Annotated in this window: 22 protein-coding genes; 13 read left to right on the forward strand and 9 right to left on the reverse strand. The window is 54.2% G+C overall.

Annotated features, from left to right (window positions below):
- Positions 1 to 38 precede the first annotated feature (38 nt).
- The 5 genes from ACYVC2_RS25005 to ACYVC2_RS25025 form a co-directional block, all read right to left on the reverse strand.
- Positions 39 to 2,780 carry a YncE family protein gene (locus ACYVC2_RS25005; RefSeq protein ID WP_461106925.1) on the reverse strand — a complete coding sequence of 914 codons (2,742 nt, stop codon included), beginning with the start codon at positions 2,778 to 2,780 and terminating at the stop codon, positions 39 to 41.
- Between the two features lie 158 nt (positions 2,781 to 2,938).
- Positions 2,939 to 3,976: an aldo/keto reductase gene (locus ACYVC2_RS25010; protein WP_461106927.1), complete on the reverse strand. Its 1,038-nt coding sequence runs from the start codon at positions 3,974 to 3,976 to the stop codon at positions 2,939 to 2,941.
- A 124-nt stretch (positions 3,977 to 4,100) separates the two neighbouring features.
- A complete protein-coding gene (locus ACYVC2_RS25015; protein ID WP_461106929.1) occupies positions 4,101 to 5,672 on the reverse strand; it encodes a sensor histidine kinase in 1,572 nt (523 codons plus the stop codon).
- Between the two features lie 22 nt (positions 5,673 to 5,694).
- Positions 5,695 to 6,492, reverse strand: coding sequence for an alpha/beta fold hydrolase (locus ACYVC2_RS25020; protein WP_461106931.1), 798 nt, complete (start codon positions 6,490 to 6,492; stop codon positions 5,695 to 5,697).
- 225 nt (positions 6,493 to 6,717) lie between these two features.
- Complete coding sequence (locus ACYVC2_RS25025; protein WP_461106933.1) at positions 6,718 to 7,305, reverse strand: methyltransferase family protein; 588 nt, start codon at positions 7,303 to 7,305, stop codon at positions 6,718 to 6,720.
- 436 nt (positions 7,306 to 7,741) lie between these two features.
- Here ACYVC2_RS25025 and ACYVC2_RS25030 point away from each other — a divergent pair, with 436 nt between their 5' ends.
- From ACYVC2_RS25030 to ACYVC2_RS25040, 3 genes are read left to right on the forward strand one after another with little or no spacing between them, the layout of a single operon-like run.
- Entirely contained in the window at positions 7,742 to 8,158 is a 417-nt protein-coding gene (locus tag ACYVC2_RS25030; protein WP_461106935.1) for a YtxH domain-containing protein, read from the forward strand.
- Between the two features lie 45 nt (positions 8,159 to 8,203).
- Positions 8,204 to 9,058, forward strand: coding sequence for a hypothetical protein (locus ACYVC2_RS25035; protein WP_461106937.1), 855 nt, complete (start codon positions 8,204 to 8,206; stop codon positions 9,056 to 9,058).
- Between the two features lie 32 nt (positions 9,059 to 9,090).
- Positions 9,091 to 9,732, forward strand: a complete 642-nt coding sequence (locus tag ACYVC2_RS25040) for a hypothetical protein (RefSeq protein WP_461106939.1) — start codon at positions 9,091 to 9,093, stop codon at positions 9,730 to 9,732.
- Between the two features lie 327 nt (positions 9,733 to 10,059).
- On the opposite strand, the gene ACYVC2_RS25045 is transcribed toward ACYVC2_RS25040, so the two are convergent.
- Positions 10,060 to 11,076, reverse strand: coding sequence for a bestrophin family protein (locus ACYVC2_RS25045; protein WP_461106941.1), 1,017 nt, complete (start codon positions 11,074 to 11,076; stop codon positions 10,060 to 10,062).
- Between the two features lie 232 nt (positions 11,077 to 11,308).
- On the opposite strand from ACYVC2_RS25045, the gene ACYVC2_RS25050 reads away from it, so the two are divergent.
- The 8 genes from ACYVC2_RS25050 to ACYVC2_RS25085 all read left to right on the forward strand — a co-directional run bounded on the left by ACYVC2_RS25050 (position 11,309) and on the right by ACYVC2_RS25085 (position 18,728).
- Positions 11,309 to 12,193, forward strand: coding sequence for a DUF5694 domain-containing protein (locus ACYVC2_RS25050; RefSeq protein ID WP_461106943.1), 885 nt, complete (start codon positions 11,309 to 11,311; stop codon positions 12,191 to 12,193).
- Between the two features lie 156 nt (positions 12,194 to 12,349).
- Positions 12,350 to 13,339, forward strand: a complete 990-nt coding sequence (gene dusB / locus ACYVC2_RS25055) for a tRNA dihydrouridine synthase DusB (protein ID WP_461106946.1) — start codon at positions 12,350 to 12,352, stop codon at positions 13,337 to 13,339.
- 56 nt (positions 13,340 to 13,395) lie between these two features.
- Complete coding sequence (locus tag ACYVC2_RS25060) at positions 13,396 to 13,893, forward strand: acyl-CoA carboxylase biotin carboxyl carrier protein subunit (RefSeq protein WP_461106948.1); 498 nt, start codon at positions 13,396 to 13,398, stop codon at positions 13,891 to 13,893.
- 58 nt (positions 13,894 to 13,951) lie between these two features.
- The gene (locus tag ACYVC2_RS25065; protein ID WP_461106950.1) at positions 13,952 to 14,899 is read left to right on the forward strand and encodes a sugar phosphate isomerase/epimerase family protein; all 948 of its coding nucleotides are present in this window, start codon (positions 13,952 to 13,954) and stop codon (positions 14,897 to 14,899) included.
- 73 nt (positions 14,900 to 14,972) lie between these two features.
- Positions 14,973 to 15,704, forward strand: a complete 732-nt coding sequence (gene pyrH, locus ACYVC2_RS25070; protein WP_461106952.1) for a UMP kinase — start codon at positions 14,973 to 14,975, stop codon at positions 15,702 to 15,704.
- A 65-nt stretch (positions 15,705 to 15,769) separates the two neighbouring features.
- Complete coding sequence (frr, locus tag ACYVC2_RS25075) at positions 15,770 to 16,330, forward strand: ribosome recycling factor (RefSeq protein WP_461106954.1); 561 nt, start codon at positions 15,770 to 15,772, stop codon at positions 16,328 to 16,330.
- A gap of 29 nt (positions 16,331 to 16,359) precedes the next feature.
- Positions 16,360 to 16,587, forward strand: a complete 228-nt coding sequence (locus ACYVC2_RS25080; RefSeq protein ID WP_461106956.1) for a hypothetical protein — start codon at positions 16,360 to 16,362, stop codon at positions 16,585 to 16,587.
- 149 nt (positions 16,588 to 16,736) lie between these two features.
- Positions 16,737 to 18,728, forward strand: coding sequence for a hypothetical protein (locus tag ACYVC2_RS25085; protein WP_461106958.1), 1,992 nt, complete (start codon positions 16,737 to 16,739; stop codon positions 18,726 to 18,728).
- Positions 18,729 to 18,994: 266 nt separating this feature from the next.
- Here the strand turns inward: ACYVC2_RS25085 and ACYVC2_RS25090 are convergent, their stop codons facing one another.
- Positions 18,995 to 19,249 carry a hypothetical protein gene (locus ACYVC2_RS25090; protein WP_461106960.1) on the reverse strand — a complete coding sequence of 85 codons (255 nt, stop codon included), beginning with the start codon at positions 19,247 to 19,249 and terminating at the stop codon, positions 18,995 to 18,997.
- Between the two features lie 138 nt (positions 19,250 to 19,387).
- On the opposite strand from ACYVC2_RS25090, the gene ACYVC2_RS25095 reads away from it, so the two are divergent.
- The gene (locus tag ACYVC2_RS25095) at positions 19,388 to 21,988 is read left to right on the forward strand and encodes a hypothetical protein (RefSeq protein WP_461106962.1); all 2,601 of its coding nucleotides are present in this window, start codon (positions 19,388 to 19,390) and stop codon (positions 21,986 to 21,988) included.
- 118 nt (positions 21,989 to 22,106) lie between these two features.
- On the opposite strand, the gene ACYVC2_RS25100 is transcribed toward ACYVC2_RS25095, so the two are convergent.
- Positions 22,107 to 22,232: a 30S ribosomal protein THX gene (locus ACYVC2_RS25100; RefSeq protein WP_461106964.1), complete on the reverse strand. Its 126-nt coding sequence runs from the start codon at positions 22,230 to 22,232 to the stop codon at positions 22,107 to 22,109.
- A gap of 83 nt (positions 22,233 to 22,315) precedes the next feature.
- Positions 22,316 to 23,308 (reverse strand): glycoside hydrolase family 43 protein, encoded by a 993-nt coding sequence (locus ACYVC2_RS25105; protein ID WP_461106966.1) that lies wholly within the window; start codon positions 23,306 to 23,308, stop codon positions 22,316 to 22,318.
- A 145-nt stretch (positions 23,309 to 23,453) separates the two neighbouring features.
- On the opposite strand from ACYVC2_RS25105, the gene ACYVC2_RS25110 reads away from it, so the two are divergent.
- The gene (locus ACYVC2_RS25110) at positions 23,454 to 25,958 is read left to right on the forward strand and encodes a glycosyl hydrolase (protein ID WP_461107239.1); all 2,505 of its coding nucleotides are present in this window, start codon (positions 23,454 to 23,456) and stop codon (positions 25,956 to 25,958) included.
- The last annotated feature ends 5 nt before the right edge of the window (positions 25,959 to 25,963 follow it).

Genomic DNA, 25,963 nt, shown 5'->3' on the forward strand with positions numbered 1-25,963 from the left:
GTTGAAAATCAGCTTCGTTTCAATTTCTACTGTAGGCGTCAATCGTCGTCGTCATCGTCCTCTTCGGCGCCTGCCAGTTCGGCCGGATACCGCTTTTTCCCTTTGGCCGTAAACCATAATATGCGGTTGAGCAGGTCGTCGTGCCCCCGGTCGATCAGATGGAAGCCGTGCCGCATCGACTGATTGGCAAACCGCAGCGCTGGTCCTTTCAGGCTCGTTGGAGCCGGATTCATCTCGGCCAGATTGACTCGGTTGGGGAGGCTTTTATACCCAAACGTAAAATTAGGTTTGTCCACAAAACAGTCGAACATCGGCAGGGCCGTTGCATCGATGACGTTCATGGGCGGTAACCCCAGAATCTGCTCAATTGTCCGCACCATCGACGTCTGGTTATAATTGGTGTGAACGGTTTTCTGCAAACGGGAGTAAGGGCTGATGACAAAACCCGTAGTGCGGTACGCCGACACATGGTCCCAACCCGCCTGCGAATCGTCTTCGGTGATGAAAATAACCGTCGACGCGGCAAACCGGCTGTGCGTAACGGCGTCGACAATCCGGCCGACGGCCAGGTCGTTATCCGCTACCATGGCTCTCGGCACCGGAAAGGCGGGATTCATACCAGCCGTATGGTCGTTGGGTAAAGACATCACCATCAGGTTGGGCAGGTCGGCATTCGGGTTCGCGTTCAGTTCGTTTAGCTCCTTAATGAACGCATCGGCCCGCATCTGATCGCTGACGGCTTCGTTGTCGCAACCCGGAAAGTTGGCCGCCAGCAAGGGCCTGACGCGCGAGATGGTCGAGGTGTTGGTATACGAAAACGGTTTGCCTTCCTGCCGCAGTTGATAGAGCTTGCTCCAGTTTTGCTGTTTCTCGTCGAAGTGACAGGTGCAGGCTTCGCCATAAATCCGTACCGTTTTGCCGTGGTCAAGCGCGTTGTTCCAGATCAAGCCTTTTTTGTCGTACACCAGCGCATCATACAGCACGTGCGGGTAGCTACGAAACCAGGCCCGAACGCTCTTTTCGGTATAATCGGTTACCATAGCTGCGCTGGCCCAGTGGTGCCCCTCGGCCGAGGATTTGCCCGATACGTGGTAGTTATCCAGCAACAGATAATCCTGAGCCAGCCGGTGTTGGTTGGGGGTTATACTGTCGCCGAAGATGCACAGGTCGGGCATGCCGTTGCCCTGCGGCACATCCCCCAGAATCTGGTCGTAGGTTCGGTTTTCCTTGATGATGTACAGCACGTGCTTAAAAACTGACGGTTCGCCAATCCGTTCGGGAACGGGCCTGGGCGCAACGTTCGGACGCGGTGCTTGTTCAGTAAGGGCCAGCCGAAACTGAAGGCTTTGCCGTTGTACCTGCTGCGTAAACGTCTGTAACTGGCTCGCATCGGGAAGCGGAATAAACGAAACGGAAGCGAGTTGTCTGTGCGAATTGAATGCTTTGATCTCTTTTCGGGACGGGTTCCGGCCCTGGCTTCCCTGATCGACGGGGTTGGCAACTCGGGCACCGACTGCTTCCAGATTCGTGACGTATAGCTCGTTGTTATTCAGGACGATACCTGACGGATAGGCCTGGGTCGGGATGTAGCCCATGATCTGCGTCGTTCCTGTTCCGGCAGTAGCCAGTTTCTGGCCCAGCCGAACCACACAAACCGCGTTGTCCATACCGTTAGCTACGTAGAGCGTTGTACCCTGCGGGTCAATCGCCAGACCGTTTGGAGTGCTGCCAATGTAGCCGTTTCCCCGGTTGAAGAGCCCAACAAAAACCGAATCCGTTACCTGCTGCGTTCCGGCATCGATGACCGAAACATAATCGCTGTTGCCGTTGGCAACGTAGAGAAATCGACCATCGGGGCTGCTGACGATGGCGTTCGGGTGCAATCCGACGGGTATTTCTTTCTCGGGCTGTCCCTGTTTCAGGTCGATAACCGACACCGTCCCCCGAGCTATCGCCCCTGTTTTTGGATCGACGTAGGCACTTCCCCAGGGCACACCCGCCGTTTCCAGGCCATCGGCCGCATCCGGGACCGGTCCGGCCCAGTTCGTTACGTACGCTTTGCCGTTTAGCAGTGTCAGGCCGTAGGGGGCTACTCCCGTTGGTGTTTTCCAGATCACCTGCTGGTCGCGGACCCGTAGTTTCACCAGTTGATTATTCCCGTTCAGGACCGTGTACAGAAACAACTCCCCGGCTTCTTCTTTGACCACGACTTCGTTCGGCAGTGCGATGACCGCCGGGGCCTGAGCTTCAAAGGGAATAACCCGAACCAGGCGGGCGCGGGTGCCATCCCAGACGGCCTGCATGACGTACGAATTCGGTTTGCCGCGTCCGCCTGCGCTCCAGAAAACAAACGTCGAATCGTGGTGCACGATCGCTTTGATGCCCGAGAACGCACTCATGCTGCCTTTGTAGGGGCCACTCTGGCTATAATCCCAGCGGGAAATGAGTTTACGGCGACCCGCGTCGAAGAAAGCGATACCGAAGCGGTCTTCGACGACCAAAGTTTTTCCATCCGGCAGCATCACCGCGTCCAGGCTGTGGTTTTCCAGGCCCGCGTCGCCAAAACTGACCGATTCACCCGCAGCATCGATGATGCGGTTGTACGGCATCACAAACGGGGATCGGGTCGTATACAGCGTACTGTCATCCAGGGGCATTTTATAGCTGGAAGCGCTGGTGGTTGTCGATTTGGCCGACGAACCGAACCGATGGCACCCCGCCAGCAGGCCAAGGGCCAGAAGAGACATGAAACCGTAGAAGAGGAAGGTATGACGATTCATGCGGTAAAGTAACAACCAAATGCGGCTGTATACTTATCAAAATCGTAACTTAACGAAAGGATTATAGAAGTTGTATTGTAGAAGGGCGAAGGACATGTATAATCGTCCCCTGTAAACGCGGTCGATGGCTTACAGAAGACGATTGTAAAATCAAACAATTATGGTTTCTGGTTCGTTGTCGGCGCATCGGCCTCAATCAGTTGCTGCTCTTTAAGTGCCTGCCAGAACTCCTCCGGAATGCTCTCCTGCAGGGAATCGACGTTTTCTTTTACCTGCTCTGCCGTACGGGCGCCCGGAATGACCGAAACGGCTACGTCGGGGTACAGCGCGAACTGTAGAGAAGCCGTCCGCAAATCAACGCCGTATTGTCCGGCGACAGCCTGGAGACGGTCGCGCTTTTCCAGGTATTCCGGTTTGATCGGTTTTTTGGGGTCATAGTTGTAGCGCTCGCGACCCGACAGGAAACCCGCGTTGAGATTGGAGCCCATCACCAGCGACAGGTTGCGCTCACGGATGGCCGGGAATACGTGCTGGAGCGCATAACTGTGATCGATCAGTGAATACTGGGAGGCCAGCAGAAAAACATCGGGATTGGCCACTTGGATGGTTTTCAGTATCGGTTCCGGACAGTTGACACCCAGGCCCCAGGCTTTAATAACCCCCTCGTCACGTAACTGGCTTAGGGCCGGAAAAGCTCCCTTCTGAGCAATGGCGAACTGCTCGAGCCAGTCGGTTGGCAGCAGTTTATTGTCCGGCGACAGATCATGAACGAAAACGATATCGAGGCTATCGATGCCCAACCGCTGCAGGCTGTCTTCAATAGAGCGCCGGACGCCATCGGCCGTGTAGTCGAAGATAACGTCGTTGGGCGAATGCGCGTGGGGAAAGTAGTCGGCTCCTTTGTTGTGCTTACCGGCCTTCAGTAACTTCCCTACTTTCGACGAAATCAAATACTCCTCGCGTTTCTGATTGTGCAGAAAGTGCCCGTAACGCCGTTCTGCGAGGCCTAGCCCATACCAGGGAGACACATCATAATAGCGGACGCCTGCCTGCCAGGCCGCCTGCAACGTCTGCTGGGCGGCCTCATCCGACACGTACTCAAATTCATTGCCGATGGCAACGCCCCCCAGGCCTATGACTGGAATGTGTTGCTGAGCCCAGCTGGTCGATTCAGATTGAGTTGATAAAGCGCTCATGGTTATTCCGTTGTTTCGTTGAGATGATTACTGACAAAACAACTGAATACGCAGGGAGCTGTTCAGAAGAATCCGTTTATGGGCGGGTAAGCACTGCGCTAACTGACTTACCAACTGGCATTGGTTAATACAAAGCCTGACCAACGGCGTCCGGTTGCTGAAGGCGGATCATTTGGATGGGAAACAGTAACAAAAACGTGGTGCCGACAGCTACCGTACTGGTTACTTCGATCGTGGCGCCCAGTTTCTCGCTCAGCGCTTTCACAATGGAGAGTCCCAGGCCCGATGAGCCCTCATTGTTGGTTGGTTGAGCGGATAATCGCTGGAATCGCTTGAAAAGTTTACGTTGATCCTGGGGGGTGATGCCCGGGCCTTCATCCTGAATGGCAATGCGCAGATGCCGGTCCGTCAGGTCGGTTCGCAGGTAGATGTTCCGGCCAAAGGGCGAAAACTTCAGGGCGTTGCTGAGTAAGTTCTCGATAATTCGAATCAGTGATTTAGGGTCTGAATGCAGCATGACCGGCGAATGCGCATGATCGACATGAATCGATATCTCTTTCTGATAAGCCAGCACCGCAAAGCTGTCGGCAATGGTGTCGAGGAAAGAACGCAGGTCGATATCTTCGGTTGCCAGGGGTTCGGCGGTGCTGGCCAGCTTGTTGAAATAAACGATGCTATCGATCAGATTGAGGCCGCGTTTAATCGTTTTCTGGCCGTGATCAATGCTTTCATTCTGTTCCTCATTCAATGGGCCAATCATTGGAAGGAAGCTGAAAACGAAGCTGATGGTGGATAGAGGAGACTTCAGATCATGGGCAATGACACTAATCAGGCTTTCGATTTCCTCATGGGCTTCGGTAAGCTGCTGGTGTTTGGAGTAGAGCTCCGTAACATCCGTAAACAACCAGATCCGGCCCTTGAAAAAAGACGATGAGATGGGTTTGGTAAACACCGACAGTACTTTGTCTGGAAAGGTCCAGATCCATTCTTTACTGACGAATGCCGGATTATGAATCAGCTCCGAAGCAGTCCGGTTGATAGCCTCTTTATTGAGGGCCTGATTGCGCAGTTGCAGCATGCTCACCGACAAACTGGCGGTAGATGGACGGAAGCCACTGGCCTGTAACTTCAGCAGGTCGAGGGCAGATTGGTTGATCCAGCTGGTATCTTGGGCTTCGTTGATCAGCACGACCGCTTGCGGAACCACGCCAAACAGAAACTGGTATTGCTGCTCTAAGGCAATTTGCTGATAAGACAGGGTACAAATCGATAATTTATCCCCAAAGCGGTATAAGACATTCTCTATTTCGTCTGCTGGGCGGTCAGGCTCTTCTGCCCATCCCACGACAAGCCAGCCTTTAAACGTGTAGTGACTTAATCGGAGCCCGGCGAGGTGACTATGCGCGCCTAATAATCCTTTCAGCGATCGGCGGGGAACAAAGTGGGGCGCCCAGAAAAACGCAGCCGACTGGGTGAGGGTATTGAGCTGGTCAGGATTGAAATACGTAAGAGTCTGTTGGGTGTCGGTGGAAAAAAGCACGGAAGCCGTCCAGTCGTCGCGTTCCTGAAAGAGGTAGCAGCCATCGGCCCCGAGCACTGGCAATAATTCAGTCGCATAAGCCTCCAGAGCCTTTGGCCCCATATCGGCCTGATCAATGGCGCGCAATCGTCTTTCAAGAGTAGCAAAATCGATCATGGTCGTGGCGACTGGGGCCGAACTAATTAAGAAATGGTTTAATTGCCTGAATCACCTGGTGGGCACTACTGATGTGGGGCAGGTGCCCTTCGGTATCCAGAAATGTCAGGATGGCCTGAGGAATGTGTTTTTCCATAAAATACCCCACTTCATGTGGAACGGCCACATCGTCTACCGACTGAATCAGCAGGGTGGGGTGGGGAAGCCGACCGATATCTAACCGGTGATCGGAATGAAAAATAACTTTTGCGATGGCCAGTGCAACATCGGGTCGCATCGCTGAAAGTGTACGCGCAAAGGCATCGGCCAGGTGCGGCCGATCAGGGTTGGCCATAATCATGGGTGCAAACCCGCTGGCCCAGGCATGAAAATTCGTTTCCATCTGGCTAAAAAGAGCACTGAGTACCGCCGTACTGAAGCCACCCGTATAATCCGTCTGGTCGAGGTAGCAGGGAGACGAATTGAGTAAAATGAGCCGGGTAAACCAGTCGGGTTCCTGGATGGCCGCTAAGGCACCCGTCATGCCGCCCGCCGAATGGCCGACGAAGGTAATGTTTTGCAGGTCCAGTTCTTCGAGGATGTCTAATATATCGCTGGCGTACGCATGCAGATCCTTGTATTTCCAGGTGTTAAAAAAAGGCGTTGTGTGCTCATTTGTGCCTACGTAATCAAATAGAACCACTTTATAGTCTTCTGCAAAGGCAGTAGCCACCTCATGCCAGGCTCGCTGATCGGTACCAAATCCGTGCGCAAAGACGATCGTCTTATCCGATAATGCATTGCCGAGAACCTGCACATTGTTTCGGGAGGTGATGGACATGACTAAAATCTATTTTTGTTACTGTTTTATAATAAATGACAATAATAACTAAATAAATTCTCGCTTGCTATTCACCGAATTAAAATTCACCATTTCTGCTGCTCTGCGTGCGTCTAAATCGCCGAATCGATCCTTCACGGCCTGATCAGCCTACTTTCCTTCAGGGTAGGGGTTATTCGGACCGACCAAACGGAAAAGCGATTCGTTGCGAATGTCTTTCGTCTACTAGCGCCCAGACAGGCGGGGAAGCAACATGGGCACGCGCTGCCGATAGCGCTTATACGCATCCCCGAACGTGGCGACCAACTTCCGTTCCTCATAATGAATTCCGATCCGGATGTAAAGCGTAGCGGCCAGTAACAGGAGCAAATGAGCCCAGGTCGGGCTGTCGAGCCACACACCCAGCAAGCTGACAAGAATACCGGTGTATAGAGGATGGCGAACATACCGTAGCAGTCCATGCTGTTGCAGCGTCTGGCTTGGCGCCGATTTGGTCTCTATCGGCCAGCCGACGAATTCAGCCAGGTCATAGCTACTTAATGCAACAATACCGATAAGCAGGCCCAGGCCAACGACTAGTTTTCCTGCTATCGGTATGCCCTGCCAGGAGCTTACATACGAGTGGGGCGTAGCACGGTAAAGCCAAAGTACGGGCAAGACGGTAAGTATGGCTACCAAATTGTAGATCAATCGGTAAAACCGGTGAACTGGCTGAGCCTGCTGGGCGATTTTGCGTTTGAGCCACCCGGATGCCGTCGCACTATGGATGACTCCAAAGGCAACGCAGCTTAAAAGTAAGTATATGTAGATCATCCTGGCCGTGAGTGTCGAAGCCCCTGTCAGAATAAATGGGCTGGATTAACGAATGTAAGTATGTATTCCGCATACTTACCCAATAGCTTTATCGAACGGAAACTGCCGATAAATCCGAATGTCAACAAGGTCTGATCCTGTGACTGAATGCGTTATCGACAAGTGCTACTCCCTGACCAATTCTGGTAACGTTTTTTCTGATGAGCTCCTGAAGAGCAATCGATCCAGGCCTGGATCGATCACTAACTGTGGAACAAATCGGGCAATTATACCACATACTTGAGTATAAATACCTACATAATATATCGACTTATAAGTATATATACAGAATTGAACTGCCTGTCGATCAATAATTTAATCGGTAGCGCTAATTCCTGGCATTATTTTCCCCACCAATCTTTTGTACAACACAGGTAATATTAAGCACAGCACTACTATGCATTTTCAACGAAGAACGCAGCCTCAGGACTATCTTACGGAGCAACCTTATTTGTCGGGTTTATTGACCGGATTGATTGCCGGTCTGGCCGTTGGCTTTCTATTCGCTCCCCGGTCTGGTAAAGAACTCCGCAAACAAATTGCTGGCACGGTAAGCGATCAGACCAAAGAAGTTCGGCATCAATGGGACAAAACGAAGGCGCAGGCCAAAGAAACCGTCAATAACATCAAGACTAACGTGGGCTTGGCCACCGACAAGGTAGAGGATGAGTTTAATGTGTATGTCGATAAAGCGACGAAAGAAGCCAGAAAAGCGGAGGAAGAGGCTGACAAAGCAGTAAAAGAAGCCGGTCGCCTGGCCGACGAAGCAAAGTCGGCGATCGGTAAATTTAGGGACACCGATAAGATCGGCTAGCAAATCGCTGACTCGTGTCAGCTCATTCTGATTTACTCAACGACCATGAAAGAATCCCCGTTTCATGCCGATTCGGGGATTCGCTTTTTTCTCCCTGGCCCACCGCCGACTTTTCTACAAACATCGTTAGTCCCCTATGCAATGAAACTATCCGTTTTACACGTAGCACTCCTCGGGTTGTGCGCAGGCATCCCATCGTTGACCTGCGGTCAGGACTCGCTTTCTGTGGGTACGAAAGCGACTTATCAGGACCAGGCCAGGCATACGGTGTTTATAGGCTTGCAGGTTCCGTTGAACTACACGGCTGGGTATCGCTTCCGGATCAACCGGCGGGTATCCCTGCAAGCGCAGGGTGGCCTGATTGCCACTCCTTTCGATCGCTATACCCTCAAGCTCCTGGAGGGCTTTGGCTTAGACCCCAACCTGAGCCGCGTCATCGACCGGTCGTTCCGGCAGGGTAGTTCGGCTGGTCTGGGTATTACCGTGCATGCTAATTCGCCCTGGTATGGTACCCTGTTCGGCCAGTATGTTCACTTCTCGGCGGGACCCATCACCCCGGCTGATGGCCTGAGTGTTTATTTCAAACAGGACTTTTCTGGCTTTGGCCTGCTCGATTCCCCCACCTTTGTCTTCAACCTGCAATCAAATCTCTGGATTACCGGCATCCGGCTGGGGCGGGCGTTCCGGTTCGGCGATTCCCGTTTCGGACTTAACACTGAGTTAGGCCTGGGCAAGATTATAACCACTCACAACACCTTTTCGTCTAACCGACCCGGTATAGACGGGCTGGGCTTGACCCAGCGGCTATATACCGACCTGGATAACGAAATAGACACCAAACTCCGACAGCACGGTTTTTTGCCCACGCTCAACGTGCTGCTTACCTATCGGCTGCGTTAGCCGACCCGATACCCTCTCTTACTCGTCAGATCATGCGACAACTAGTCAGGCTGGTTCTTCTGGCCACCCCCGTTCTATTTTCCCAGTGCGGAATCAATCGGCAGGTTCAACAGGCAAAAGGGTTGAGCAAAAGCCAATACGCCATTCATTCGGCCGACAGCGTTACCATCGCCGGTTACGACATTCAGGAGTTTAAAGACATTCGTCAACTGGAAGATATCAGCCCCCTCAATTACCCCAGAATTGCGGCCGGACTGCTTGGAAAAGACATTCCTTTTCACGCAAACGTAAACCTGGAGATCGTTAATCCAACCCAGGACACGGCGGCCATCAATCAGTTCGACTACCGCTTGTTGCTGGCTGGGAACGAACTGGCCACCGGCACTGTCGATCGGCGGGTGGCGGTACCACCCGGTGGAGGAAAGGTACTGGTGGCCATCCCAGTAAATGCCAATGCGTATGGGCTGGTTGCCAGTTCGGCAACCCGGACTGCTTTCGTCGATTTGATCCGCAGTCTGGCGGGCAGCAGCCAGGTCACGCCTTCCCGCATTACCCTCAAGATCAGGCCCACCCTGACGCTGGGTAACAAACAGGTCAAATACCCGGGATATATCGATATTTATAAAGAAGTCACTCGGGATATGCTTCTGTCGAACCGGAAACCTACTCCATGACGCATCCAGCAAAGCTGGGTAGCCGTGTGGCGCCAAGGTAACCCTGACCGGGACCAAACGTACAGGAATCGAAATAAACCGGCCTTTCGACCAGGCTCTTGCTTGTAGGCGGTTTAGATGATTACTTTACTTTATGCGCTCCTTTTTCATTCGTTTTTTGCTGGTCTGTAGTTTAGTGCAGTTTGGTCTGAACTGGGCTGTGCTTTCACAGCCGGGCTGGCCATGCTTTTTGCCGACTCGACCCATAATAAAGCTGGTTTCTCTCCCGCCGGGAGGTGCTCTGGCAAAACGCTGTGCCCCATTTAGGCGGGCAGTAAAGGCAAGCTTCTAAAAAAGTACATTTTCGACCGGCTGTATGCGTTCGGGTAAGTCCGATTCTCCCAGCATGTCTCTCAGGTCGATCTCGATGGTTCGAACGATACTTTGAATCGGTACGTCGTTGATCATGCCTTCAAACGGATTTTCGCTGTAGTCGCCGGTATATTCCATCAGCGAAAACACCCACGATACTACCAGATTAAAAGGGAGCAGCAGCCAGATCAGTTCGGGGCCATTCGCTTCGAATTCTTTCAGCATACCGAAGGGAAGCAAAAACGTAAAAATGAGAATGAAGATAGCGCTCGAGGTTGCGTACTGCCGGGGTAAGGGCGAGTTCTTGATTCGTTCGCTCCGGCCTTGTTCGGTGTAAAGTTCGCTGATGATATTCTGTAAGGCGATGTGGCCGAAGTCGTTCAGCAACCCCCGGCTTTTGAGATCGGCCAGGTGCTGCGATTGCCGGTCGAGCAGTTGAGTCGCCTTATTTTTCTTCGTATCGATCCAGGCCAGTTCCTCGCTGCTCAGACAGCGGGCGGCTTCTTCTTCAAATGAAGAAAAGTCAATCCGCTGCCGAAAATAATTACGCTGCCGGATACTGTCTATTTGCTGGTGCTCCCAGGAAGTGCGTTGCCACATCGCGTGCTTCAACGCATAAAGCCAGGCTAAATGCCGATAAAGAAGCGTGCGGACCTCAGCATTTGCCGCTTCCTGCGTGGCCGTTACGCTGGCATTGTCGGGCCGAATGAAAGCCCGGCTGGTTGTCCCGAACGAGCGGCTGCTGTTGATAATGCCGCCCCAAACTTTACGGGCTTCCCAACTGCGGTCGTACGACTGGTTATTTTTAAAGCCTACATAAAAGGCCACCGCCGTACCGATCAGCGAGACCGGTAGCCAGGGAACGGCAACCCATTTCCAGCCCAGATAATCGTAGGAGAGTAAGGCGATCAGACCCGTAAAAAGCGACCAGAGGATGAGCCGCCAACTGATAAAATAGATGATGCTGAAATTGAAGTAGTGTTTTACGTACATACTGCTGACGGGTAGGTAAGTGAACGAGATGTTGGGGTGATCAGTAAGCCAGCGGGTTATCGTCTGTAGTGCCGGTCATTAACGCCTAAAAATAGACCAATAATCTGGATGACGTTACTGGATTCGTGAAATTCACGCTTTAGCTTCCTGGCTCATAGCGGGCAAAACTAAAAACCTTCCGGGTGCAGCTTTTCGCTGAAAAAATCGTCTCTGGAGAAAGTGTTCTCTATTGATGAAACTCTACGTATTGACCTTCCTGGGCCTTTTTGCTGGCGCAACTCAGGCGCAAACCGCGCTTATTCGCAGCCATATTGAAACCACCTTTAAGGAAACGACCGACAAACCTCAGGTTTTGCTACTGGGGCTGTTCCACTTTGCGGGCGAACAACTCGACGCCAGCACCACACCGAACAACCTGCGGGTAGACATGATGAGCCCCGCTCGTCAACGGCAAATCCAGGCGTTAATCAGCCAACTGGCTAAATTCAAACCGACCAAGATCGCCGTTGAAGCCTCGCCCCGATCCAAACCCTACATTGATTCAGTTTACCGGGCTTATTGCGCCGGTCAGTTTTTTGGCGACAAGCGGGTAAAAGCTAGCGACGAACTTTATCAGCTGGCTTTCCCCTTAGCGAAACGACTGGGGCTTACGGAGCTATTTCCTGTTGATGCTCAGCCGTTTCGCATTCATTTTGATCCGGCAGATTCGCTCGTGGTGTACAGTAAGTACGAAGGACAACAGGATTCTACGCTTGCTGACTGGGACGAGCGGTATACCCGATACGCCTTACAGCAGGATTCCCTGAAATATGGTTCGACCCTGAATCAATTTCTTACTTTTTTGAATGCCGACAAAACCCAGGCCCGAAGCATTGGCCGTTGGCTGGTGCCAACCAAACGGGGTACGAATCTGGAACCTGTTGGCGCCGATCGCTTCATCTCCCGGTACTACAACCGGAATATTCGCATTTTTTCGAATGTACAGCGGATTGTCAGCAACCCCACCGATCGAATTTTAGTCCTGTATGGAAATACCCACATGTACCTATTGAAGCACCTTTTCCAGGCCAGCCCCGAGTTTACGCTTATACCGGTTTTGCCCTATTTAAAAGACTGAGCGACTGCATCGGGGAACCATTTTGGGCTCTTGATTGTGCTAAAACAGCAAATAGCGCGTAAGTTGTCAGTCGCTACGCGTCAGAAATCGTCATTCGTTGTTTACGTAGCTATACATGACGATTTCTGACGCGTAGCAACTGACCCCAACATGATTATGGTTACGATTGGTACGATACAACTGCCGGAGTTTCCGTTGCTGCTGGCTCCCATGGAAGACGTCAGTGATCCGCCGTTTCGGGCGGTCTGCAAGGCCAATGGCGCTGATCTGATGTATACCGAATTCATTTCGTCGGAGGGGCTCATCCGCGATGCCGCCAAGAGCGTACAGAAGCTGGATATTTTCGAATATGAACGACCCATCGGTATTCAGCTGTTTGGCTCCGACGTAGAGACGATGGGCGAGTGCGCCCGCATTGCCAGCCGCGCACAACCCGACCTGATCGATATCAACTACGGCTGCCCGGTCAAAAACGTGGCCTGTCGGGGGGCAGGGGCCGCTCTGTTGCAGGACATCCCGAAGATGGTTCGGATGACCGAAGCCGTCGTGAAAGCTACGCACCTGCCCGTTACGGTAAAAACCCGGCTGGGCTGGGACGAACACACCAAAAACATCGGCGAAGTGGCCGAGCGATTGCAGGACATCGGTATCAAAGCCCTGACGGTACACGGCCGGACACGGGTGCAGATGTACAAAGGCGAAGCTGACTGGACTCTGATCGGAAGGATCAAGGAAAACCCACGGATACAAATCCCGATTTTTGGCAACGGAGATATCGACTCACCGGAAAAAGCACTCGAATACAAAAACCGGTACGGTGTAGACGGGGTCATGATTGGCCGGGCCAGCATCGGTTACCCCTGGATTTTCAACGAGATCAAGCATTTTGTTCAAACGGGGGAGCATTTGCTCCCGCCAACCGTTGCCGATCGGGTCGCCGTTTGTCGGCAACACCTCGATTTTTCTATCCGCTGGAAAGGAGAAATCGTGGGTTTGTTTGAAATGCGACGCCATTACGCCACGTATTTCAAAGGCTTGCCCGATTTCAAACCCTACCGGATGCGCCTGGTTACGTCCGATTCTTACAACGAGGTGAGCGCTATTCTGACAGAAATTGGGGAAAATTACCTGGTCGAGCTTGTTTAGTGTTGGCGGATGGCTAATTTTCAACCGCTTTTCACCTGGTCTCCTCACGAATCCTCATGTACAGCGCAGCGCTAGCCGATCAGTCCTTTACCGTCGACTTTACCCCCGAAGGGCCCCGGCTCAACGGCGAACCGTTTGCCTGGGACCTGGTCAGGCTCTCCGACCGGACGTTTCATGTGCTGCACCAGAATCGTTCCTACGCGGCTGAAGTCCTGGCCCTGAATGCGACTGAGAAAACCGTCAGCCTGAAAATAAATGGCCATATTCATCAGGTAAGCCTGAAAGATCGCTTCGACCTGCTGCTCGAAAAAATGGGCATGAGCAATGCGGCCCAGGCAAAAGTCAACGACCTGAAAGCCCCTATGCCGGGTCTGATCGTGGGAATCGGCGTGCAGCCCGGCGACGTGGTCCATAAAGGCGACAGCCTGCTGATTCTGGAAGCCATGAAGATGGAAAACGTACTGAAAGCCACCGGCGACGGAACCGTCAAAACCATCCGCGTAACCAAAGGGGAGCGGGTCGAGAAAGGGCAGGTGCTGGTAGATTTTGCCTAGCCTCCGGCTTTTAGGATAACCGTGCCGGATCGTTCAGCTATGGCTAAATTCATTCCCGATGTGCCCGTTACCTACCCGACGTCATTTTCTGAAACAAACCGCTGTGGCGGCTGGTGCGTTGCCGCTCTTATCCCTGCCCGAGCCCAGTAGCCGGAGCGCAGCTGAGTTACCCAAAATTCATATTTTCTCGAAGCACCTGCAGTTTCTGAACTATGCCGATATGGCCGATGCCGCGGTCAGCATGGGCTTCGATGGCGTCGATCTGACGGTCCGGCCGGATGGGCACGTGAAGCCCGCGCGGGTGGAGGACGAGTTACCGAAAGCGGCCGAAGCGCTCAAAAAAGCCGGTCTGTCCCCAAATCTGATGACCACAACTGTGGGCGACGCAAAAGACGCCGTCGACAGCCGAGTACTGACGACAGCCGCCAGACTCGGGTTTCAGGCGTACCGGATGAAGTGGTATCAATACGACCCGAAGCAATCGATTCCCGAAGCGATATTGGGATTCCAGCGGCAGCTTCAGACGCTGGGCGAGCTAAACAAAACCCTGAAACTGACCGGCTGCTACCAGAACCATGCCGGCGTACTGGTCGGCTCGTCGGTCTGGGAAATCTGGGAGATCCTGAAAACGGCGGACAAAACCCACACGGGCGTTCAGTACGACATCCGGCACGCGACGGTGGAAGGCGGAGAGTCCTGGCCGACGGGGCTACAGCTGGTGTTGCCGCAAATAAAATCGATCACGATAAAAGATTTTTACTGGGCCAACAAAGGGGGCAAGTGGGTGGTGCAGGATGTACCGCTCGGAGAAGGCATGGTGGATTTTAACGCGTACTTTAGTTTGTTGAAACAAAGTAACTTACGGGTTCCTATCACCCTGCACATCGAGTATCCGGCGGGTGGGGCAGAGCACGGCGCCACCAAACTATCGATCCCGCAACAGGACGTTTTTGCGGCTATGAAACGCGATTTGCAGTGGCTCAAGCAGCGCTGGAACTCGGTCTGATGGGTTGTCTTGCTGGCGGGCCCCTTTCCTGCTCCTGGCTTTTTCGCTATCTTTGTCGGCAAAACTTCCCTTCATGACATCACAAACAAAGTACAAACGCATCCTGCTCAAACTGAGTGGGGAGGCTTTGGCAGGCCCCACCGGTTACAACATCGATCCCGTCGTTTTAGAACAGTACAGCCAGGAAATCAGACAAGTGGTGGATCTGGGCGTCCAGGTAGCCATCGTTATCGGCGGAGGGAATATCTTCCGGGGTGTTTCGGGCGAGCGGTCGGGCATCGACCGGGTACAGGGTGATTACATGGGTATGCTGGCAACGGTCATCAACGCCATGGCGATCCAGAGTTCGCTCGAAAAACACGGCATGTATACCCGCGTGATGTCAGCCATTAAAATGGAGCAGGTCTGCGAACCCTACGTACGTCGGCGGGCCGTCCGCCATCTCGAAAAAAACCGGGTAGTCATTTTCGGCGCCGGAACCGGAAATCCGTATTTCACTACCGATTCGACGGCGGCACTGCGGGCTATCGAAGTAGAAGCCGACGTGGTGCTGAAAGGCACGAAAGTCGACGGTGTCTACACCGCAGATCCGATGAAAGACAAAACCGCCGAGCGGTATACGACCATCACCTTCGAGGACGTTTACGAAAAGAAACTGAGCGTAATGGACCTGACGGCGTTCACGCTTTGCCAGGAAAACAATTTGCCGATCATTGTCTTTAATATGAATGATCAGGGCAGCCTGCTCAAGATCGTTCAGGGCGACGACAAGGTTGGCACCCTGATTACGACGAAATTACCCTAGCTTAACCGTTTACGGACTGCGGCCGCTGACGCGCCCGTTCGCCGAATCCTGAAAACTATAAAAGAATGGAAGAGATCGAGCTATTTCTCGACGATGCAAAGGATACGATGGAGAAGGCCCTCAAACACTTGGCCATCGAACTAACTAAAATTCGGGCCGGCAAGGCCAACGTCGGCATGCTCGACGGGATTCAGGTCGAATATTACGGTATGATGTCGCCCCTGAACACGGTAGCTGCCATTTCGACGCCCGACGCTCGCACCATTGTCATCAAACCCTTCGAAAAGAAAATCATCGGCGACGTTGAGAAAGCTATCCGTAACTCCAATCTGGGGCTGTCTCCAAACAACGACGGTGAACTCATCCGGCTCAGCATTCCCCCGCTCACCGAAGAGCGTCGGCGCGACCTGGTGAAGAAAGTGAAACAGGAGGTCGAAACGGCAAAAGTAAACGTTCGGAACATCCGGAAAGATACCAACGACGACATCCGTAAGCTGGTGAAAGATGGCGTGTCGGAAGATGCAGTAAAAATGGGCGAAGAGCGGGTGCAGAAACTGACCGATGCTTTCATTGCCCGGATCGACGACACATTTGTTGCCAAAGAGAAAGATATTCTGTCGGTGTAAATGACAGGCATAACCAAATGACAGGAGGCATGAAGCGCACAAAAGGGATCATCCTGATTGCCCTGGGCTTGCTGGCCTGCGAAGGGGGCAGTTTCAAGAAAAAAGATTGCCAGACCTGCGTGACCGAAACGTTCGGACAGCAGGGACAGACCAACCGTATCGAGAATAAAGTCTGCGGTAAAGACGAGGTGGGTGCGTTTATCATCGCCAATACTACCCGCAACGCCAGCACGACGGTCGTAACGACCTGCCAGTGAGCCGCCAGACTAAATGTTCCTATACAGAAAATGACCCCAAAGCCGTTCATGTTTCGACGTGACCGGCTTTTTTTATGGATGTAACACGGGTGGGAAATCCGCTAGTTGGTTACCGATAAAGCGGGTTCCTACCCACGATCCCAGTCTTCATGAATAAACTTGCTGCTACACTTTTCAATACGTGCTGGATCTTGCTGCTGACCGGCTTAGTTCAGGCACAAACTGTCCGCTATAAATTGGCGCCGGGACCGGATAACACCCAGGTTATCAGCCGCGAATCGACGCCAGGCTCGAATCGCTTCGACCAGGTTATCGGTAAACTGCCCTCCGATGCCGTGCAGGGACGGTCGGCTGGCCGACTGATGTTGCCCTACGCGCCCGAACCCAAAGGGCAGATCAACATGACCCAGTTCGGAACGGGGAAATATTACTCGCCGAACTTTCATTTCTGCCTCGACATGCTGGGCAACAAGTCCGTCAACGAGCGGAAAGCGGTCGGGATCAACACATTCACGAGCTGGTCGGTGAAACCAGAACACAAATCGCAGCTGGCCTACGGCGATGAGATGGTGTACCTCACCGAAAACTTTCTGGGGCCGGTGCGCAACGCCGGGTTCTACTTCAGTACGTTGCAGGAATTTTTTAACTTCGCCTGGGGGGCGGTTCCGGCTCTGGGCTATGGCGATTTGACGAACGCCAAATTCCTGGTTTTCGACATCGAAAGCAGCCTCTGGCTGAACGCCGGCAACAACGAAGAGGGGCCGTTGCCGGGCTGGCGAGACGCCGGCTATTTCTCTAAGCAGGGAAGCAGCAATGGCAACTGGAACGAGGTGAAAAAGAAACCGATTCGGCTGGAAGGGTCGAAGGAAACGATTACCCTGGAGCAACTGGCGGCCCGCGGGCAGGATACATGGATGCTCGAAATGTATACCCGGCGGGCCAATCGGCTGGCGCTGCTTCAGGAAATCGCCCGCCGGAAAGGCAAACCTGGTACAAAAGTGGCCGAAGGGTCGTCGATGTTTCAGGGCGAGCCGCGTGTCGATTTTGAAAAAGGAACCAACCTGTTTTTTGAAGGCAACTGCAACGTCGCCAACATCGGGGGCGACAGTCAGGGAAACATTACGTTCAATAAACCTGGTGGAGGCACGATCTCTTTCCGGCTGAACGGTAGCTTTTACGCGCACGAAGATTTTAACCAGGCTTACTGGTATCGCTTCGATCCGGACTTCGAACCCTGGGATAAAGAAGCCATTTTCGATCAGCGGAAGCCCGGAACCCAAACCTATCCGTACCTCTGGAGTAAGATCAAACCCCTGCATATAGTCGGACTCGAAAAAGGGTATCTGCAGGAAAACCGGCGCCTGATGCGCGCCCGGACGGGTAACGTGCGCCCCATGTGGCGACAGATCGAAGCCTGTTACGAAGGAAACTGGCATGCCCCCTTTGCCGAGGTGCAGAACATCCGACGCTACGGAAACGATAAATTTCGGGATACGCCCCGGCTCTGGCAACCACCCTACGAGCAGTATTCGCGCTACGTCGTGACTCGTTTCTTCGCGGGCGACGAACCCGACTGGGGGTTTTACCTGTTCCCGGCCGATCCGCCCGATATTGTCAAGGACCTGAGCAATCCAGCCGATCCGGATACGAAGGCATACTATAATTTCGACATGCACCCGGTGTCGGCCATGCTGCAGGCCCGCGCTGATCTGCAGCCCTACGAAACATTTTATCCCGGTAGTATTCTGGTGGAAGATCCGGAGGTACAGGTCGGGCAGACCGGTAATTTTGCTGTATACAATGGCGTCGCTGCGGTCAACAACGACGGAGGAAAGCACGGACCTACCCGACCCGCCTTTATGCTACGTTACAAAGCCGTTCAGGGTGGCTGGCAGGTGCTGGTATTGGGCGGTATGCAGCAGAACTGGACCGACGAGCGGATCGACATCGTGCGCGTACCGGGAGGCAAACTGAATGGCAATCGGTTTAAAATCAAGCTCCGGGGACCCGCAGCGCAGGTGTACGAATTTATGGTCAAAGCCTCGGACAGCAACCAGCTTTACGAAGCGGTGCCCGCGGCAGCACCCGCCTGGGAGAAGCCAGGCTATGCCGGTCGGGTCGGAGCATTGCCAGGAAATTAATGAGCAAAAATAGGGCTGTATAATTCGCTATTGCTGCCGTTTAGGCAATAAGTGTAACCGATGAGTGACAATCTTGCGGTTTTTTCGTCTAAGCGATATGATTTACGCACATTTCCTTCTCTATCGTTTTCTGATCGCTCTGTTCATGGCTATTTTTCCGTTTTATTGGCTACTAAGGCTCTTTTGGCTTAAACTAAAGAGCTGGTAATGGCTTCTCTTTGTGTTTATCGGTAATAAACTAGTCGTGGCCAGTACCTGAACGGACCTTACTTCGTTTGCCGGACGGCCGACTTCAGGTAATCGAGCGCCGTGCGGCTAATGATCTGCTCGTCGACATCGGCGACGCGTTCGCCCCGGTGTTCGTAGGGCCAGACTTCCCCCGTCAGTACATCGAAGGTGCCATACGGTACCAGGTCGTACTCTTCGTAGCCCCAATACAGAAAATCATGCGCGTCCGAGGATTTGTCGAATCCGACGGCATAGCCAATTTCCTGCTGAGCGAAGACCACGATGTAGCGCATGGCCTCAATACGCAGAACCAGACCGTGAGGTTGCGTCGGCGGCTTCTTTTTCGTTGACTGGCCGGCTTCAACAATCCCCCCGCGATTCTGTCCGTTTTAGCACAAAGCCGTATCTTTGGGCTACGTATTGTCTTGACTATGGATCAACCAACCCTTTTTCAACGCCTGCGCCCCCACCTGATTGCGGTTCTGGGGCTATTTGTGCTGGCGGTTCTTTATTTTTCGCCCGTGCTGTCGGGCAAAACCCTGTCGATGCACGACGTGCAGGAAGCGTCGGCATCGGCCCGTGAAATTCGCGAATTTGCTCAGCAAACGGGCGAAAAACCGCTCTGGACCGACGCCGTATTCAGCGGTATGCCCGGCTACATGATCGACTTTAATTACCCCTATATCCTGGTTTATAAGGCCGTAACCGGTGTGGTCAGCCTGCTGCCCAATACCGCCAGCATCATCTTCGTGGTCATGCTGAGTATGTATGTGCTGCTGGTGGTTTTGGGCTGTAACGCCTGGCTGTCGGTGCTGGGTGCTGCGGCATACGGGTTCGGAACCTTCGCCATCGTCAGTCTCGAAGCGGGGCACGTTTCCAAGCTGTTTGCGCTCGGCTATGGCGCGGGTCTGCTCGCCGGAGTCATTCTGGCATTGCGGGGTCGATATTGGCTCGGTGCGGCTCTAATGGGCTTCTTTATGTGCATGGAATTGGGGGCCAACCACATTCAGATCACGTACTACCTGTTTATGACCGTCGGGCTCTACGTGCTCATCGAAGGAATCGCGCTGATCCGCGCCGGTAGAGGGCGGCAACTGGCGCTGGGACTGGCAACGCTGGCCATTGCCGGAGCACTGGGAGCCGGCAGCTTTGGTAAGCGGCTACTGGTGCTGAATCAATACACGAAGGAAACCATTCGGGGTAAATCGGAACTGACGGCCAAAACCACCAACCCCGACGGAAAGGCACCGAGTAGCGAATCGAAAGGCGGGCTGGATAAAGACTATGCCTTTACTTACAGCTACGGCCTCGGCGAAACTTTTACGCTGCTCATTCCCAATGCCTACGGGGGCGCGTCGTCGGGGGGCGGACTAACAACCGATTCGGAATTTTACAAGGCTATGGCCAGTCGGGGTATCGATCCGGCAGCGGCCAAGCAAATGGCCGAGTTGGGTTCACCCACCTACTGGGGCGATCAGCCTATCGTTGGTGGTCCGGCTTATGCCGGGGCTGCGCTGCTGTTTCTGTTCGTGCTGGGCCTGTTCGTCATTCGCGGGCCAATCCGCTGGTGGTTGCTGAGTGCCGCCGTGCTGATGATCATGCTGGCGTGGGGGAAAAATTTGCTGTTTTTCAATGAGTTTCTGTTCGATACCCTGCCGTATCTGAATAAATTCCGGGCCATGACCATGGCGCTCTGTCTGGCGCAGCTGTTCCTGGCCGCCGGGGCGGTCCTGGGCCTACAGACCATCGTGAGCCAGAAACTGACCTTTGCGCAACTGCGGCAACCCCTGTTCATCAGCCTGGGTTTGACGGCTGGGGTCGCGCTGGTGCTGGCTGTGATGGGCGGTGCTTTTTTCAGCTTTCAATCACCGAACGACGAGCGGATTCTGTCGAGTATTTTCGGGGAAGGCGGGCGCGATTTCCGGGCCGCACTCATCAGCGACCGGCAGAGTCTGCTGCGGTCCGATGCCTTCCGGTCGGTTATTCTGATTCTGCTGGCAGCCGGAGCCCTCTGGTTATTCATCACGGGTAAAATCAAAGCAACGATATTCTATCCGGTGCTGCTGGCGGTGGTCATCTTCGACCTGTTTGCGGTCGATAAGCGGTTTTTGAACACCGCCGACTTTGTGTCGAAAGCGCAGGCTAGTGTGCCGTTTGAACCAACCCCCGCCGACCAGCAAATCCTGGCGGACAAATCTCTGGATTACCGCGTGTTCGATCAGTCGGTCGGTTCCTTCATGGAAACCAACCGGACGTCGTATTTTCACCGCTCGATCGGTGGGTACAACACCACCCGGCTACGACGGTACAATGAGCTGATCAGTTTTGCGTTTCCGACCAATACGCTGAACATCCTGAACATGCTGAATACGAAATACGTCATTCAGGCCGGGCAGCCTGATCCGGCCAATCCACAGCAGCCCGGCGGTCCCGTCGCGATTCCGAACCCGGAGGTGCTGGGAGCCGCGTGGTTTGTCGGCACGATCCGGCAGGTGGGTAGTGCCGATGAGGAAATGGCCGCGATGAAAACCCTGAATCCGCGCGACAGCGTGGTGGTCGACAAACGATTCGCTACGGAGCTGGGGAGTCTACCCGGCAAACTGGACCATACCGGCAGCACGATCCAGATGACCAGCTACCGCCCCGATAAACTGATTTACCAGGCCAACGCGACCCGCGATGGGCTGGTGGTGTTCTCGGAAATCTACTACCGGGGCCATGAAGACTGGCAGGCGCTGATCGACGGCAAACCTGCTCCGCACCTGCGGGCCAATTACACCTTGCGGGCCATGCGGGTTCCGGCGGGGAAACACACCATCGAATTTCGTTTCGACCCGCCCCTGGCGCATACGGGCGATACGATCGACCTGATCTGCAATGTGCTGCTACTCGCACTGATTGGATTCGTTATCGTACACGAAGGCCGGAACCGGCGTTCTCAGCCAACACCCGAACCCGAGCCGGTCAGTCCGACACCGATTTCGGAGACACCCCGATCGACACAGAAGCCAAGCCGGTCGAAAACACGGTAAATACGGTGAGCTAATCGTCGGGATACTGCTTTATTCAGCCATCCTACACGATAGAAACACCTTCAAACACAAAGCGTCCTTACTTTGACAGTAAGGACGCTTTGTGTTTGAAGAAAAATCAGGATTTTGGCGTGTCCTCCGGTTTCGGAGCCGTAGCCGGTTTGCCGGGTTTGTGAGGCCGCGTGTTGCCGTAAGAACCTCGTGAAATCTTACCTTTTCGGGATCTACTATCGCCTTTGCCCATAACAGTTCGTTGGATTAGGGTTAATGTATCTACATAGTACTCGAAAAGGTAGGCTTTGGTTCGAGCCTGCTTCAGAAAATGCCTTATTTCAGCTTCCGGGCTTCGACCCCCTCAACCGTGATCTTGACGGGTTTGATGGCTCCTTTTTCGTCGAAATACATCCGGTCGATGCAGGTTTCGCGGTGGTTACCATCGGTCTCGGTCAGCGGCCGGCGGTGGTAGATAATGTACCAGTCGTCGGTTTTGGGCACCTGAATCACCGAGTGATGGCCCGCACCCCTGGCGACGGTAGGGTCCTGCTGCAGAATTTTGCCGACCCGCTCGAACGGACCAAACGGCGATGACGCCGTAGCATAGGCCACTGAGTAGTTCGGGCCCGTCCAGCCACCTTCCGACCACATAAAATAGTATTTTCCGTTGCGAATGAACATGATCGGCCCTTCGACGTAATTCTGTGGGGTTATTTCCCGGAAGGTAGTGCCATCGGCAAACGGGATGAAACCGGTGAAATCGTCCTTAAGCTGGGCGATGTTGCAGTGGCCCCAGCCGCCGTAAATTAGGTAATACTTGCCGTCTTTGTCTTTGAAAACAAACTGATCGATCGGCTGAGCGCCGTTGGTGATCTCACCTACCAAGGGTTTGCCCAAGTAGTCGCGGAAAGGACCCGCCGGATTGTCGGCTACGGCCACACCGATGCCACCCACTTCTTTTTTTGGATCGTGAATATCATTGGCTCCGAAAAAGAAAAAGTATTTCCCGCCTTTTTCTACGATAGCAGGGGCCCACATGGCCCGTTTCGCCCATTTTACGGCCGTCGAATCGAGGATGTGGCTGTGTTTGGTCCAGTTGACCAGATCCGGCGACGAGAACGCATCGAAGAAAATCTGCTGGTTATACGGGGCTGAATAGGTTGGATAAACCCAGTACTGCTTGCCGAAAATAACCCCCTCAGGATCGGCGTACCATCCCGGAAAAATCGGGTTGCCGGACTTTTTCGGGGATGCCTGCTGCGCCAACGCAGAGAGGGTAATCAGGATGAAGAAAGCCAGGGAGAACGTAAAACGAAAACGATGCATAAAATGAGTATTCGGGACGATTCAATGATTGAGTGGGTAAAAGTAAAAACAAAACCTGCTTTATCCACTCACCGCACTTGTCCAACTACATTCCGGCCGCATCGTGATCCATCGAATCCTGTTTTCATTTCTGCTGCTCTTGTCTATGGCTGTCACTGGTCAGCCTCTTTCGCAAACCAGTCGCCCCTGGACCTACTGGTGGTGGATGGGCAGCGCGGTCAACGAAGCCGACATAACCCGGCAACTGGAGCAGTTTGCGGGCGTCGGCATGGGGGGCGTTCACATCATTCCGATTTATGGTGTGCGCGGCTACGAATCGCAGTTTATTCCGTTCCTGAGCGAGCGCTGGCTGAATGTCTTTGCGCATACGGTTCGGGAGGCCAGTCGCCTGGGCCTGGGAGTCGACCTGACTACCGGCACCGGCTGGCCATTTGGTGGCCCCAACGTGACCCCGGCTATGGCCGCTAAAAAGTGGGTTGTCTCGAACGGTAAACTGACGCCGGACCTGACCCGCCAGCAGGTGAAGCGGGCGGCTCCGGGTGGGGCGGGGCTGGTAGTGGATTACTTCGATAAAGCTGCCGTGCGCCAGTATCTCACCCGCTTCGATTCGACCCTGGCCCGCCTGTCCCAGAAACCAAGAGCCGTCTACAATGACTCGTATGAAGTGTACGGCGCCAACTGGACCGCCCGCTTTGCCGACGAATTTCGAAAACGCCGTGGCTATGCGCTGGACAGTCAGCTTCCGGCCTTCCTGGATACGACCGGTACAGCGACGGGCATTCTGGTGAAGCAGGATTTTCACCAGACCCTCGCCGAACTTCTGCGGGAAGGGTTTACCGCTACCTGGACAGGCTGGGCCAGTTCGAAGGGCTATCGGACCCGGAATCAGGCACACGGTTCGCCCGGGAACCTGCTGGATCTGTACGCCCTGGCAGACATTCCCGAGACCGAGTCCTTTGGCAGCAGCCGCTTCCCGATTCCGGGCCTGCGGGTCGATGAGCACTACGATGTCGAGCGCTTCGGGACGCCCCATCCGTTGGCTATGAAATTTGCCTCGTCGGTCGCGCATTTACAGGGCAAACCACTGGTGAGTTCCGAAACGACCACCTGGCTGGCCAACCATTTTCACGTATCCCTGTCGCAGATAAAACCGCAGGTCGATGAGTTGTTTACGGCCGGCATCAACCACATTTTCTACCACGGTACCGCCTATTCGCCCGCTGCGGAAGCTTATCCGGGCTGGTTGTTCTACGCATCGACCCACTACGGCCCAACGTCGCATTTCTGGCCCCACCTGTCACTCCTGAACCAGTACATCGAACGCTGCCAGCGCCGGTTGCAGCAGAGCCGCCCTGACAATGACGTGCTGGTGTATTTTCCCATCCATGACCTCTGGGCCACACCGGCCAAATCAGCGGGGGGGATTCATCAGCTGGAGGTCCACCATGTTGAGCGGTGGTTACTGCCGTTACCGTTCGGGCGACTCGGCGAACAACTCCTGCAGCGGGGTTATTCTTTCGACTATGTCTCCGATGATCTGCTCCGAAAACTAACCGTCGATCAGCAGGGACGATTAAAAAGCGGTTCAGCAACGTACCGGGTGTTGCTGATTCCCCGCTCAACTTACCTGCCCGAGACAACCCTCGCGACCATTGAGAAGCTGGCCCGGCAGGGTGTACGGGTGGTGTTTGCGGAGCAACTGCCGCAGCAGGCGCCGGGCTTTTACCGGCATGCCGTTCGGTCCGGAATGGTAGAACAGCGCGGGCGGGCTCTCCGTCAGATGCAGTCGGTGCAGGTCAGCCAGCGGGTAGTCGAAACCCTCGATAGTCTGGGCGTACGGGCCGAAGCCCTGGCACCGGCGGGACTCTCGTTTATCCGGAAGCGGCTTGGCGATACGACGCAGTATTTCGTGGCCAATCTGGGGAATCGGTTTCAGCAGGGATGGATTGCGCTTTCGACCGCCGGAACCGTCGGTCAGTACGATCCGCTGACCGACCAGTCGATAGGCGTGCCAACCCGCCAAACCCCGACCGGAACCACGGAAATTTACCTTCGCTTAAAACCGGGGCAATCGGGCTTCATAAATGTCACACCAGCCGCAGCCCAGCCGGTTCCGGTGGCTGGCAGGGTGGGTTCAGAAGCGGTTGTTACTGAACTGGGAGGACCGTGGCAGTTTCAGTTCGAGCAGGGGCGACCGCAACTCGCCACGAGCCACGCCCTGCCGATACTAGCCTCTTGGACCACACTCAACGACTCGGCTGCGTATTTTTCCGGGCAGGCTCGATATACCACTACGTTCACCCTGCCGGCCTCCGTCGACGTTGCACTGCCTTATACGCTCGATCTGGGGGATGTCCGGGAAGTGGCCGAGGTGCGGCTCAACGGGCAACCGCTGGGTACGGCCTGGTGCCTGCCGTTTCGGCTTGCCATTCCGCCGAACCGGGTGCGGGCGGGTGCAAACCAGCTGGAAATCGTCGTGACGAACCTGTCGGCCAATTATATGCGGTTGTATGACCGCCAGAATCCCGGCTGGAAAAAGTTCTACGATATCAACATCGTCGATATTCGCTACGAACCCTTCGATGCCAGCCGCTGGCGACCGATGGAATCGGGCCTGCTCGGACCGGTTCAAATCAAATCGATGCCCTGATTCAT

It is taken from the genome of Spirosoma koreense, assembly GCF_054777875.1.

What these genes read in the sequence shown, in the direction of transcription:
- ACYVC2_RS25010 (WP_461106927.1), bottom strand. Translation starts at nt 3,976, where the DNA reads ATGAGCGCTTTATCAACTCAATCTGAATCGACCAGCTGGGCTCAGCAA.
- ACYVC2_RS25045 (WP_461106941.1), bottom strand. Translation starts at nt 11,076, where the DNA reads ATGTACGTAAAACACTACTTCAATTTCAGCATCATCTATTTTATCAGT.
- ACYVC2_RS25080 (WP_461106956.1), top strand. Translation starts at nt 16,360, where the DNA reads ATGAAGCGCACAAAAGGGATCATCCTGATTGCCCTGGGCTTGCTGGCC.
- ACYVC2_RS25065 (WP_461106950.1), top strand. Translation starts at nt 13,952, where the DNA reads ATGTGCCCGTTACCTACCCGACGTCATTTTCTGAAACAAACCGCTGTG.
- ACYVC2_RS25090 (WP_461106960.1), bottom strand. Translation starts at nt 19,249, where the DNA reads ATGCGCTACATCGTGGTCTTCGCTCAGCAGGAAATTGGCTATGCCGTC.
- ACYVC2_RS25085 (WP_461106958.1), top strand. Translation starts at nt 16,737, where the DNA reads ATGAATAAACTTGCTGCTACACTTTTCAATACGTGCTGGATCTTGCTG.
- ACYVC2_RS25100 (WP_461106964.1), bottom strand. Translation starts at nt 22,232, where the DNA reads ATGGGCAAAGGCGATAGTAGATCCCGAAAAGGTAAGATTTCACGAGGT.
- ACYVC2_RS25025 (WP_461106933.1), bottom strand. Translation starts at nt 7,305, where the DNA reads ATGATCTACATATACTTACTTTTAAGCTGCGTTGCCTTTGGAGTCATC.
- ACYVC2_RS25050 (WP_461106943.1), top strand. Translation starts at nt 11,309, where the DNA reads ATGAAACTCTACGTATTGACCTTCCTGGGCCTTTTTGCTGGCGCAACT.
- frr (WP_461106954.1), top strand. Translation starts at nt 15,770, where the DNA reads ATGGAAGAGATCGAGCTATTTCTCGACGATGCAAAGGATACGATGGAG.
- ACYVC2_RS25095 (WP_461106962.1), top strand. Translation starts at nt 19,388, where the DNA reads ATGGATCAACCAACCCTTTTTCAACGCCTGCGCCCCCACCTGATTGCG.
- ACYVC2_RS25035 (WP_461106937.1), top strand. Translation starts at nt 8,204, where the DNA reads ATGAAAGAATCCCCGTTTCATGCCGATTCGGGGATTCGCTTTTTTCTC.
- dusB (WP_461106946.1), top strand. Translation starts at nt 12,350, where the DNA reads ATGGTTACGATTGGTACGATACAACTGCCGGAGTTTCCGTTGCTGCTG.
- ACYVC2_RS25015 (WP_461106929.1), bottom strand. Translation starts at nt 5,672, where the DNA reads ATGATCGATTTTGCTACTCTTGAAAGACGATTGCGCGCCATTGATCAG.
- ACYVC2_RS25040 (WP_461106939.1), top strand. Translation starts at nt 9,091, where the DNA reads ATGCGACAACTAGTCAGGCTGGTTCTTCTGGCCACCCCCGTTCTATTT.
- pyrH (WP_461106952.1), top strand. Translation starts at nt 14,973, where the DNA reads ATGACATCACAAACAAAGTACAAACGCATCCTGCTCAAACTGAGTGGG.
- ACYVC2_RS25020 (WP_461106931.1), bottom strand. Translation starts at nt 6,492, where the DNA reads ATGTCCATCACCTCCCGAAACAATGTGCAGGTTCTCGGCAATGCATTA.
- ACYVC2_RS25105 (WP_461106966.1), bottom strand. Translation starts at nt 23,308, where the DNA reads ATGCATCGTTTTCGTTTTACGTTCTCCCTGGCTTTCTTCATCCTGATT.
- ACYVC2_RS25060 (WP_461106948.1), top strand. Translation starts at nt 13,396, where the DNA reads ATGTACAGCGCAGCGCTAGCCGATCAGTCCTTTACCGTCGACTTTACC.
- ACYVC2_RS25005 (WP_461106925.1), bottom strand. Translation starts at nt 2,780, where the DNA reads ATGAATCGTCATACCTTCCTCTTCTACGGTTTCATGTCTCTTCTGGCC.
- ACYVC2_RS25030 (WP_461106935.1), top strand. Translation starts at nt 7,742, where the DNA reads ATGCATTTTCAACGAAGAACGCAGCCTCAGGACTATCTTACGGAGCAA.
- ACYVC2_RS25110 (WP_461107239.1), top strand. Translation starts at nt 23,454, where the DNA reads ATGGCTGTCACTGGTCAGCCTCTTTCGCAAACCAGTCGCCCCTGGACC.